This is a genomic window from Halalkalibacter lacteus, assembly GCF_036663595.1.
GTDB lineage: Bacteria > Bacillota > Bacilli > Bacillales > Bacillaceae_D > Halalkalibacter > Halalkalibacter lacteus.
Genome location: NZ_JAWRVL010000013.1, coordinates 50,685 through 62,943 on the forward strand (window position 1 = coordinate 50,685; position 12,259 = coordinate 62,943).

The 12,259-nt window shown below is 33.1% G+C and carries 10 protein-coding genes and 1 pseudogene; all 11 read left to right on the plus strand.

All coding sequences use genetic code 11. The annotated features are described in order from the left end of the window. The first annotated feature begins 7 nt into the window (after positions 1–7). The 11 genes and pseudogenes from SAZ04_RS11340 to SAZ04_RS11390 all read left to right on the plus strand — a co-directional run bounded on the left by SAZ04_RS11340 (position 8) and on the right by SAZ04_RS11390 (position 12,242). Positions 8–637: a sugar transferase gene (locus SAZ04_RS11340; protein WP_332695144.1), complete on the plus strand. Its 630-nt coding sequence runs from the start codon at positions 8–10 to the stop codon at positions 635–637. Between the two features lie 2 nt (positions 638–639). Beyond that, positions 640–1,488, plus strand: coding sequence for an NAD-dependent epimerase/dehydratase family protein (locus tag SAZ04_RS11345; protein ID WP_332695147.1), 849 nt, complete (start codon positions 640–642; stop codon positions 1,486–1,488). 1 nt (position 1,489) lies between these two features. After that, on the plus strand, positions 1,490–2,590 hold the full coding sequence (locus tag SAZ04_RS11350; protein ID WP_332695149.1) for a glycosyltransferase family 4 protein: 1,101 nt from the start codon (positions 1,490–1,492) through the stop codon (positions 2,588–2,590). Between the two features lie 9 nt (positions 2,591–2,599). Continuing rightward, positions 2,600–3,754, plus strand: a complete 1,155-nt coding sequence (locus tag SAZ04_RS11355; RefSeq protein ID WP_332695150.1) for a glycosyltransferase family 4 protein — start codon at positions 2,600–2,602, stop codon at positions 3,752–3,754. 160 nt (positions 3,755–3,914) lie between these two features. Further along, the gene (gene wzy / locus SAZ04_RS11360) at positions 3,915–5,399 is read left to right on the plus strand and encodes an O-antigen polysaccharide polymerase Wzy (protein ID WP_332695151.1); all 1,485 of its coding nucleotides are present in this window, start codon (positions 3,915–3,917) and stop codon (positions 5,397–5,399) included. Positions 5,400–5,476: 77 nt separating this feature from the next. Next, positions 5,477–6,655, plus strand: a complete 1,179-nt coding sequence (locus SAZ04_RS11365; RefSeq protein WP_332695153.1) for a glycosyltransferase — start codon at positions 5,477–5,479, stop codon at positions 6,653–6,655. A gap of 49 nt (positions 6,656–6,704) precedes the next feature. Beyond that, a complete protein-coding gene (locus SAZ04_RS11370) occupies positions 6,705–7,619 on the plus strand; it encodes an ATP-grasp fold amidoligase family protein (RefSeq protein ID WP_332695155.1) in 915 nt (304 codons plus the stop codon). A gap of 99 nt (positions 7,620–7,718) precedes the next feature. After that, on the plus strand, positions 7,719–9,191 hold the full coding sequence (locus SAZ04_RS11375) for a lipopolysaccharide biosynthesis protein (protein ID WP_332695157.1): 1,473 nt from the start codon (positions 7,719–7,721) through the stop codon (positions 9,189–9,191). A gap of 258 nt (positions 9,192–9,449) precedes the next feature. Next, a pseudogene (locus SAZ04_RS11380) lies at positions 9,450–9,611 on the plus strand (hypothetical protein); the annotation flags it as partial. Between the two features lie 254 nt (positions 9,612–9,865). Next, the gene (locus tag SAZ04_RS11385; protein ID WP_332695159.1) at positions 9,866–11,242 is read left to right on the plus strand and encodes a UDP-glucose dehydrogenase family protein; all 1,377 of its coding nucleotides are present in this window, start codon (positions 9,866–9,868) and stop codon (positions 11,240–11,242) included. After that, a complete protein-coding gene (locus SAZ04_RS11390) occupies positions 11,217–12,242 on the plus strand; it encodes an SDR family NAD(P)-dependent oxidoreductase (RefSeq protein ID WP_332695161.1) in 1,026 nt (341 codons plus the stop codon). Before SAZ04_RS11385 ends, SAZ04_RS11390 begins: the two co-directional genes overlap by 26 nt. Positions 12,243–12,259: the final 17 nt, after the last annotated feature.

Consider the following 12,259-nt stretch of genomic DNA (forward strand, 5'->3'; position numbering starts at 1 on the left):
AAGAGAAATGTATATGAAAATAAAAAGATTATTAGACATAGTGCTTTCATTAATAGGATTTATAGTGTTATCACCAATTTTCTTGATTTTAATCTTAGCTATTAAGTTGGAATCTAAAGGTCCAGTGCTGTTTAAACAAAAGCGTATTGGAATCAACAAAACACATTTTAATATTTTAAAGTTCCGAACTATGAGAATTGACACTCCTAAAGATACACCAACACATCTTTTGGATAACCCGGGTCAATATATTACCAAGATAGGTAAGTTTCTTAGGAAAACTTCATTAGATGAGTTACCTCAGATTTGGAATATATTTATTGGCCAGATGAGTATTATCGGGCCTAGACCAGCGTTGTGGAATCAGTACGATCTTATTGCTGAGCGTGATAAATACGGTGCTAATGATGTACCTCCTGGATTAACAGGGTGGGCGCAGATTAATGGTAGAGATGAGCTTCCTATTGAGATGAAGGCCAAGCTAGATGGCGAGTTTGTCGAAAAAATTGGCTTGTGGATGGACATTAAATGCTTCTTTGGAACTATCGTGAGTGTTGTAAAGAGTGATGGAGTTGTTGAAGGTAGAACTGGATCGAAACAACCTGGTGATAACAAGAGCACAAAGGAGTCCTTGTAACGATGAAAAAAATTTTAATCACAGGTGAAAATAGTTACATTGGCAATAGCTTTGAAATGTGGTTAGCAAAGGATACTCATTGTTATAAAGTGGAAAAGATCAGCGTAAGGGGTGATTCATGGAAGGAAATTGACTTTTCCTCCTACGACACTGTTCTTCACGTTGCAGGTATTGCTCACCTAAATGAACGTAAGGTTGATAAAAATTTGTATTACAAAGTTAATCGAGACTTAGCATATGAAATTGCAAATAAAGCAAAAACTGAAGGTGTTGAACACTTTATCTTTTTTAGTTCAATGAGTGTCTATGGTAAAGATACAGGGATAATTGATAAAGATACGGTCACTAAACCAAAGTCGCATTATGGGAAATCAAAGCTTGAAGCAGAGAGGCTTATTCGTGAATTAGAAGATCCTCAATATAAAGTTTCAGTTATTCGCCCACCAATGATTTACGGACGAGGATGCAATGGGAATTATGCGAAATTATCTTCACTTACCAGAATAACCCTGGTATTTCCTGATATAAAAAATGAAAGAAGTATGATTTATATTGATAATTTAAACGAATACATTAAATCTTTAGTTGATAATCCGATAAATGGACTTTTCTTTCCTCAAGATAGAGAGTATGTATGTACTTCAGAAATGGTAAAGGAAATTGCGAAGTCAATTGATAAACGTATTTGGATGACTAAAGTATTTAATTCGTTTTTGAAAAATATTAAAACCGATTTAACGAGAAAAATATTTGGTGATCTAGTGTATAGTAAAGAAATTGACGTTAATTATAGACATAAAAGCTATAATCTAGTAGATTTTAAAGAATCAATAAGATTGACGGAGGAATAGAGTGAAAAAAGTAGTTATACTTTCAAATCATCATGCATACACTTATAACTTTAGAAGAGAAATTATTCAAAGATTAATAGATGAAGATTTTTATGTTTATGTCATTCAACCTTACGGAGAAAAGGTTGAAAAGTTAAAAGAGATGGGGTGTGAGTGTATAGACCTTCCGCTCGATCGTAGAGGTACGAACCCTATAACAGATGCTAGGCTAATCAGAAAATATTTTAAAGTCATACGAAAAATCCGTCCTGATTTGGTAATGTCTTATACTGTAAAACCTAATTTGTACGGGGGATTCGTTTGTAGGTTATTAAAAATTCCTCATATCCCGAACATCACAGGATTAGGTACAGCTGTTGAGAAGAAAAGCCTTATGCAGAAAGTAATGTTAATAATGCATAGAGTATCTTTAAAGAAAAGTAGCTGTATAATGTTTCAAAACGAAGAAAATAAGCAGTTGTTTAATAAAGAAAAAATAGGGACTGGGAGACCAAAACTTATTCCAGGTTCAGGGGTAAATACAGAGCATTTTTCACTCATAGACTATCCTATCGAAAAAAAGACTGAATTCGTTTTCATTTCAAGAATTATGAAGGAAAAAGGGATTGACCAGTATCTAGAAGCCGCGGAGTATATAAGGAAAAAATATCCAGATTCTAAATTCCATATCTGTGGCTTTTGTGAAGAAAATTATGAAGAGAAGCTTCAGGAACTCGAACAACGGGGAGTTATCAAATATCATGGTATGGTAAATGACATAAGAGAAATACTTAAAGAAACTCACTGTACGATCCACCCAACCTATTACCCTGAAGGAATGTCTAACGTGTTACTAGAAAGTGCAGCTAGTGGACGGCCGATTATTACGACAAATAGGAGTGGGTGTAGAGAAATTGTAGATAATGGTATCAATGGATATGTAGTTGAACAAGAGAATAGTACGGACCTTATAGATAAAATAGAAAAGTTTTTGGATCTTAGCTATGAAGAGAAGAAAGAGATGGGCTTAGCTGGTCGGGGTAAGATAGAGAAAGAGTTTGATCGGCAGATTGTTGTTAATGCATATATAGAACAGATGAAAGTATTAATTAAAGAAGGTTAGGGTTTTGAGATGAAGAAAAAAATTATGTTTTTGGAGTCTCGCTATGACTCCTTTTATGGTGCCCAAAAAAGCATGCTAAAACTTATTCAAAGTCTTGATAAAAATAACTTTGATTATAAGGTTGTTACAACAGAGCATGGCAAGTTGAAGAGTGGTTTAGAAGAAAATAATATACAAGTTGATATTGTGAAACTGGGAAAAAGGGCTAATGTCTTTGGTGGAAAAGCCTTAGAATATTCAATCATTGGGAAAATGTTTGTAGCCTTTCAAATTTTGTTTTATAACCTTAAAATGATTCGTTATATTGAAAAAAACAATGTTGATATCGTTTATGTGAACGATTTAAGAGCTCTACTATACTCTGTATTAGCGACAAAAATACTGAAGAAGAAAAATGTATGGTATATAAGGTCGGATGTTCCAAACTCTAAACTGACTGAAGTTGGCTTGAAGTTTTCAGATAACATAATTACGATTGCTCAAGGAGTATTGAGATATTTACCTCAAGAGAAAATTGAAAAGTATAATCATAAAATAACAAATATCTATACAGGTTTCGATTTTGATCAATATAAAATTTTTGATAAAAACGAGTCGAAAATAAGACTCGGTATCTTAGAAAACAAATTTGTTATTGGTTATTTAGGATCAATTAATGAAAGAAAAGGACTTGATATCTTAGTAGATTCTTTTATTGAACTAAATAATAACCCTAGTAATATTGAACTTCTCGTTGTCGGTGATGTAAGCCCTGGACACGAAAGTTATTGGGATATGCAACTCGGTAAAATTGAGAAAGCGAATGTTTCATTTAAGAACATACCATTTTGCAAAGAAGTAAGTAGAGCTTATAGTGCGATGGATATCTTTGTACTTCCATCCAGATCTGAAGGATTACCTAGAGTTGTAATAGAAGCAATGGGTCATCAACTGCCGGTAATTGCTACAGAAGTCGGGGGAGCTAGTGAAATAATTGAATCTGGTAACTTAGGATTATTAATCAAAAAAGATTCGATTGATGAATTAATTTCAGGGTTAACAACTTTAATAAATTCTTCAGATATGAGAAAGAGAATTGGTATAAACGCTAAGAGCAACGTTACTGAGAAATTTTCTAAAAAGGATTTTCAAGAGAAAATAAATAATTTTTTTAATCTCATATAAACTATGTAAGTTTGATTAAGCCTAGATTTGATTACAAACTGCAATTTAATCTTACCGTAAAGCTTTTGAACTTGAAGAGTTGTGTTCGATTGTCAAAGCAGCACAAAAAAGATGTTTTTGATAAAAGTTTAATTGAAACTTCGAGTTAATGTAAGGAGATATGGATGCAATAATGAATAACAAAAAGAGTTTTGCTAAATTAGGACTTCGTATAATAGTTATATATACAACAATCATTGGCTATATCTCATATCTTTTAATTACAACAACAATCAACAATAACGTAGATTATAGCAACCTGATTTTTGGGCTTTCTTGGCTGGGAGTTGCTCTTGGAGTTTATATTGTTATTACATGGTATAAATTGACAGGGAATGTTTTTTCTTTATATATTATTTTCATGGTGTTTTTTTTTCTGTTTAATTATGGGCAACCTTTGATGTGGGCTTTTGGAATTCATCAAACTCATGAAATAGGCGAAACAACCTTATATACTATGGGTGTTCCAACCTCAGCGGAAATTGTTAATGCTCAAGCGCTTACTTTAGTAAGTATATTAATGTTTCATTTTGGAGCAGTATTTTGTCATAAACCCAGGAAAAAAGTAAAGAAAAATTCCGAATCCAATATTGGAACTCTTAATAATAATACTTTAGAGTCCATATATTATACGTGTTTAATTGCTAGTTATATTGTAATCCCAATTACTTTTTACAATGCTGTTTACAAGCTAATAATATCCCAATTATATGGATACAGTGCATACTATTATGGCGAAGACGTAGTCGGTAAAGTTGTTGTTTTCAATTTAATTGAACATATGTTTTTTCCATGTTTAGTAGGATTATTAATAGGTAGTATGTATCGGAAAAATGTAAAAATATCTGTATACTTTATTTTTGCAGTGTATTTATTGATTAGTGTACTTTCTGGTGATAGAGGTAGTTGGTTATACAAACTAATAATTTTGATGTGGATGAGTCATACATTTTATAAGACTATAAACTTTAAAACAATAACCACATATAGTGTTACGTCAATTATAGGATTATACTTATTAGACGCTATTGTGTCGATCAGAAATACCGGCATAAGCTTAGAGAATATTGTCAATTCAATTTCGTTAAAAAATTCATCAATTATCTCTGGTATATTTGAAATGGGTGCATCCATGAGACCGACTATTGTATTAGTTAAGTATGGGACGGATATTTGGCCGTATGGGAACACATATATTAATGCATTGTTAGGTTTTATTACCAGTAGAATTTTCCCTATTTTAGGAAGACCGTTTGAACCTATTAGTGATTGGTTTTCACAGGGATATTTAGATATTTCATACGGAGCTGGGTTCAATATTGTAGCTGAAGCACTCTTAAACTATGGACCAATGGGTGCTCCAATTTTTATGATATTACTTGGATATTTATTAGTTTCATTGACATATTTAGATAAGAATATTAATTTAAAAAGACAGTCACTAAGAATATTTTTTGCAATATCGACAATGTCGATATTTATACATGTTGTGCGTAATCACTTTCATTGGCTTGTAAAAACATGGTTTTATGGTGTAGTCATTTTGATTATATTAATTCTAATTATGAGAGAATATATCAATAAAAAGAAAAGACCTGTGTTATGAGATAATTAAATTGAAGAAGACAAAAAATAAAAGTTAAAATAATCACAAATATTGTAAAACGATAGGATGATAAAAATTTGAGAAAAAAAGTAATATTACTTATCGGGACTCTTTCAGGTGGAGGTGCAGAAAGAGTAGTATCTAACTTATCATTAAATTTTCCAGATCAAATAGAAAAAGAAATTGTTTTGTTTGGTAAAGAAGCTAAAGTCGATTATGAATACGTAGGTAAAATCACTTATTTAGATCGAGATCGACCAAAAGGTTTAATTAGTAAGGTTGTAACTTTTATAAATAGAATTAAAAAGTTGAATAAAATAAAAAAAGAAAATGCCGGTGTTTCGGTAATTAGTTTTTTAGAATATCCCAACTTACTTAACATGATGACTTTTAATACTAAAAACTCTATAGTTTCTGTAAGGAACTTCATGTCAACGAAACATCAAAAAGGCATGAAGGCTTTTTTTTGGAATTTAAGCATTAAACTCTTATATAAAAGAGCTCAAAAAATTATCGTTGTGTCGAAGGAAATGAAAGAAGATTTAATAGAAAACTATGATCTTACAAGAGAAAAGATAACGGTGATTTATAATTTTTATTCTATCGATAAGATTCAAGAATTAGCAAAGAAAAGACTTGAAAACAACGAGAAAGATATATTCAAAGATCCAACGATTATAACAGTGGGTAGGTTAAGTAAGCAGAAAGGACAACATCACTTATTAAGGTCCTTCAAAAAAGTTAAGCAGTTAGTTCCAAATGCTCAATTAGTCATCCTTGGAGAGGGTGAATTAAAGTCTACATTAATAAAAATTGCTGATGAGTTAGACCTTTTAGGTAGTATTCATTATATGGGGTTCCAAGAGAACCCATTCAAGTATATCTATAGCTCAAAAGTGTTTATAATGACATCATATTATGAAGGTTTCCCTAACGCATTAGCTGAGGCTATGGCTTGTGGAACACCTGTAATATCTACGGATTGTCAATCTGGGCCACGAGAAATTTTAGCACCGAACGAATATAAGGGCTCAATTAATTATGGTATTCAACATGACAGATTCGGTATTCTTGTTCCAGACCCGTCAGCTAAGGAATCAGAATTAGTTGAAAAATTCTTAGCTAACTCGATTGTTAGTGTGTTAATGAAAGAAGAAATCTATAACCACTTTTCTAAACGATCCTTTGAGAGAGTCAAAGATTTTGATACCGATAACGTTATTGTGGAGTGGCTAGATATAATTGAGAGTAATTAAATCTTGAATTAGGCAAGGTGTTGTTAATAATAAGGCGGTGTAAAATAAAATGTCGATATTAAGTGCTTTAAAGAAAAATGAACAAATTGTACCTCTCTATGATTTTTTGAAAGAGTTCTATTATAAGAATTTAATATCAGATGAAAGGCTAATTAGAAAAAGGTTCAAGGAAAGGGTAGGTAGGGAGGTAGATTTAGAAAAACCAGTATATTTTAATGATAAATTGCAATGGTTAAAAATAAATTGGCGAGATCCTCTGGCGACTAAATGTGCTGACAAATATGAAGTAAGGGACATTATAAAAGAGCGTATTGGAGACGAGTATTTAAACGAACTTTATGCAGTATATGATTCCGTAGATGAGATTAACATTGATAAGTTACCGAAGTCTTTTGTGTTAAAGGGAACTCACGGGTCAGGCTTTAACCTTATTTGTAAAGATAAAACACAGATTAATTGGAATGAAGAATTAATAAAAATGAAAAGATGGTTTAAGAATAATTATTATTGGCAGAATCGTGAATGGGTTTATAAAGAAATAAAGCCTAGAATTATAAGTGAAAAATTTATTGAGCAAGAGGGGGGGGCTGAACTACGAGATTATCGCTTTTTTTGTTTTAATGGTGAACCTAAGTTTATTTCAGTTGATTTTAGTATAACCAATAAACAAAAAACCAGAAGAAACTTATATGACTTGGACTGGAACTTCATGGAAGGGGAAATATCGTATCCTAAAGAATTATCTATTAAAGTAGATAAACCAACTAAATTAGATGAAATGATTAATTTAAGTAGAAAAATATCTACGGGTTTTCCGCATACAAGAGTTGATTTTTATTTTATTAACGAAAAGATTATATTTGGTGAGATTACGTTTTTTCATCAAAGTGGCATGGGGAAAATAAAATCTATCGAGTTTGAGAAAGAAATGGGTAATTGGTTAAATCTTGATGGGATAAATTAATCTAAAAGATGGCCACACAAAAATATTCTTTTGCGTTATTTCATATTAAGCTAAGCTTATCGAGAATTATTAATGAAGTAATAAAAGGAGAAATTAAAAGTGGAAGATAAGCAGTTAGGGAAAAAAATTGCTACTGGAGCTAAATGGTCAACTATTACTGAGATAATTGCGAAGATAATAGTACCATTAACGAACATGATATTGGCAAGAATTCTTGCACCAGAAGCATTTGGTGTGATTGCAACAATTACAATGATTATTAGTTTTGTAGATATGTTCACAGATGCAGGATTTCAAAAATACTTGGTGCAACGTGAATTTAAAAGTGTAAAAGAAAGGTATATCAATGCAAATGTGGCATTTTGGACAAATTTAGTTCTTTCTTTTTTATTATGGGGGATCATCGCGTTATTCAATGAACAAATTGCTACAATGGTAGGGAATCCTGGACTTGGAATAGTGATTATTGTAGCTTGTATTCAGTTACCATTAACGTCTTTTTCAAGTATTCAAATGGCATTATTCAGAAGAGATTTTGATTTTAAAACCCTTTTCACAGTACGAGTTATTGCAATTATGATTCCCTTTATAGTAACCATCCCATTAGCTATAATGGGATTCAGTTATTGGTCGTTAGTTATTGGTATGATTTGTATGCAACTCTTTAATGCAGTACTTCTTACACTAAAATCAAAATGGAAGCCTAAGCTTTATTATAATTTCAAAACCTTAAAAGAAATGTTGTCTTTCAGTATTTGGACATTAATAGAAGCAATTTCAATATGGCTAACTGTATGGATTGATACTTTTATTATAGCTTATTTCTTGAATGAATATTACTTAGGAATATATAAAACATCTACGATGATGGTTAATTCATTATTAGCATTGATAACAGCTGCAACAGTTCCAATCTTATTTTCAGCATTATCAAGATTGCAAAATAATGACAGTAAATTTAATAGTATGTTTTTCAAGTTTCAAAGACTTATAGCCATACTAGTGTTTCCATTAGGTGTGGGCGTTTTTTTATATAGTGATTTAGCAACACAGTTATTGCTAGGTAATCAATGGGGGGAAGCGAGTAATGTCATAGGTATTTGGGCTTTAACTAGTGCCATAATGATTGTATTTGGTCATTTTTGTAGTGAAGTATATCGAGCAAAAGGGAGACCTAAATTATCATTTTTAGCACAAGTGTTGCATCTTATAGTATTAATACCGACTTGTATTATTGCGGGAAAATACGGTTTTTGGCCTTTAATATTTGCTAGATCGTTAATAAGAATGCAGTTTGTAATAGTTCATTTAACAATCATGAAAGTTGTTATGAAAATGTCAGTTATAAAAACGATTAGAAATGTCTCTCCATCTATGCTAGCTGTGAGTGCGATGGGGTTGTTCGGGTACATTTTGCAATCATTTAGTCAAAATGTGTTATGGAGTATGTTCTCGATAATTTTATGTGCCTTATTTTATTTTGTTATCCTATTTTTATTTCCAAAAACAAGAGTAGAATTAATTGACTCAAGCAAAAGAATAATCCCACAACGATTTTTGAAAAGTGCTTAGAAATCAAGTAATTATTCGTCCACAAATCAGACTGATTTGTGGGTTAACGGGGATATAAAATATAATATTATAGATTTATATTTATCGGAATTCTCTCTTAAGAACCGTGCCTATCACATTCCGAAGTATAAAAGCTGTAGTGACGGCACTTAATAGTTAGTGTGCTTGACCCCCGATGCGGTAGTGTCTTATTAGTGAATTGGAATTTTGACTATTACAATAAAAGGCGCCCCAAGTCCGATTTATACAAATAAAAGAATAAAGGTAGGAGTAACTAAATACAAAATAGCAGTAGCAGGAACAGGTTATGTCGGCTTAGTAGCAGGTGTATGTTTTGCTGAAGTCGGTCATCAAGTAATTTGTGTTGATATTGATGAAGAAAAAGTGAATCTAATGAAGTCTGGAGTTTCACCAATCTATTAAGCAGATTTGCAAGAATTTATGCAGAAAAATTATGCAGCTGGGAGAATTGATTACGGGAAGCCGGAAGCACGGGGACGGTTCTCTTGCTTCCCGATTTGAATTTCGTGATGTAAAATAATAAAACTACATTTTAACCATTTAAAAAAACAGATTCAGTGTTTGAAGTCTTCAATAGCGTCCTAATTCTTTGGACGTTTTTATGCTTTTTAATAAAGATTCATTCTAATTAAGAAAAAAAGCGAGGGATAAACATGTACAAAATAGCAGTAGCAGGAACAGGATATGTCGGCTTGGTAGCAGGTGTATGTTTTGCTGAAGTCGGTCATCAAGTAACCTGTGTTGACATTGATGAAGAAAAAGTGAATCTAATGAAATCTGGGGTCTCACCAATCTATGAAGCAAATTTGCAGGAATTAATGCAGAAAAATTATGCTACAGGTAGAATTGACTATACAACAGATTATAAATCAGCCTACAAGGATGCAGACGCAATTTTTATCGGTGTAGGTACCCCGGAACAACCAGATGGTTCAGCAAACCTTTCTTATATTGCAACCGTCGCAAGACAAATTGCTGAATCAGTAGAAAAGGACTGCCTCGTTGTTGTAAAATCAACAGTCCCCGTTGGAACGAATGACAAAGTTGAGCAGTTTATTCAAGACTTCTTAGTAAATGATGTAAGAGTAGAAGTAGCTTCAAACCCGGAATTCTTGGCACAAGGTTCAGCTGTACACGATACGCTACATGCGGAAAGAGTTATTATCGGAACTGAGAGTAAATGGGCTGAAGACATCCTTATGGGGCTATATGAGCCATTCAATTTGCCTGTTGTTTCCGTTAATAGAAGATCAGCAGAAATGATCAAATATGCATCGAATGACTTCCTGGCTCTTAAAATTTCTTATATGAATGATATTGCGAACCTTTGTGAACTAGTTGGTGCAGATATTCAAGATGTAGCCAAAGGAATGAGCTATGATGAGCGTATCGGAAGCAAGTTTTTAAATGCAGGAATTGGATATGGTGGTTCTTGCTTCCCTAAGGATACAAAGGCATTAGAGAATATAGCAAGACAGAATGGTTATGAGCTTAAAACAGTTAAGGCAGCGATAGATGTCAACCAAGAACAAAAGACGATGTTATACAAAAAAGCTAGAAAGAGACTTATTACCTTTAGCGGTCTTAAGGTAGCTGTGCTAGGATTGACGTTTAAGCCAGGAACGGACGATTTAAGAGAAGCAGCATCGCTTGAGAATGTTCCTTTATTATTAGAACAAGGAGCGGATATTTATGCTTACGACCCTGTTGGTGCGGAGAACTTTGCTAGAGTGCACCCAGAAGGTAAGAATGGCAAAGGTAGCATCACCTATGTTGATAACATAGAGGGTGCGTTAGAAGGTGCAAATGTTTGCTTTATCTTTACTGAGTGGGGAGAAGTAAAGGCGGTGACTCCTGAAGCGTATAAAAAGATGATGAGAACTCCTTTAGTTTATGATGGAAGAAATATTTATAGTGTTGCTGAAATGAAAGAAGCAGGAGTGGAGTATCACTCTATTGGACGGCAACCTGCAAGTAGAGAAAGTATAAAGGAGTCGAAGAACATTGAATTACAAAGCGTTAGATCCTAGTAAAGTCTACCTTATTACTGGAGCAGCAGGCTTCATTGGGTATTTTCTATCTAAGAAACTACTAGAACAGGGCTGTACAGTGGTAGGTATAGATAATATTAATGATTACTATGATGTGAATCTTAAGTATACTCGTTTGGAACAATTGGAGTCTAATGAGAAGTTTACCTTTATTAAAGGGGATATTTCGGACAAATCTCTGATTACAGACATCTTTGAACAGTACAAGCCGAATATTGTCGTAAATCTAGCTGCTCAAGCTGGGGTTCGTTATTCAATCGAGAATCCAGATGTGTATATTCAAAGCAATATTATTGGTTTCTATAACATCCTTGAGGCATGCAGATACAACCCAGTTGATCATCTTGTCTATGCATCATCGAGTTCTGTTTATGGAGCGAATAAGAAAGTTCCATTTGAAGAAACTGATTTTGTAGACAATCCGGTATCTTTATATGCATCTACGAAGAAATCAAATGAATTGATGGCACACACGTATAGCCACCTATATAAGATTCCAGCTACTGGACTTCGTTTCTTTACAGTTTATGGCCCAATGGGACGACCAGATATGGCGTACTTTGGCTTTACTGATAAGTATTTTGCTGGTGAGTCAATCAAGATCTTTAATAATGGTGATTTTGAGAATGACCTCTATCGTGACTTTACTTATATCGATGACATTGTGGTAGGAATTGAACGTCTTATCGGTAAACCTTCTACTGAAACTGTTCCTCATACTGTTTATAACATTGGTAATAACAATCCGGAGAAGTTGATGGTATTTATCGAAACGCTTGAGAAAGTTTTAAGTAAAGCCATGGGTAAAGAGGTAGTCTTTAAGAAGGACTTCGAGCCAATTAAGCCGGGAGATGTACCAGCTACGTATGCTTCGACTGATTTGTTGCAGAAGGCAGTTGGGTTTAAGCCGGAGACTTCGATTGAGGAAGGATTGCAGGAGTTTGCGGATTGGTATGTGGAGTATTATAGAGTTAAATGAAATTAGATTTATTTAGA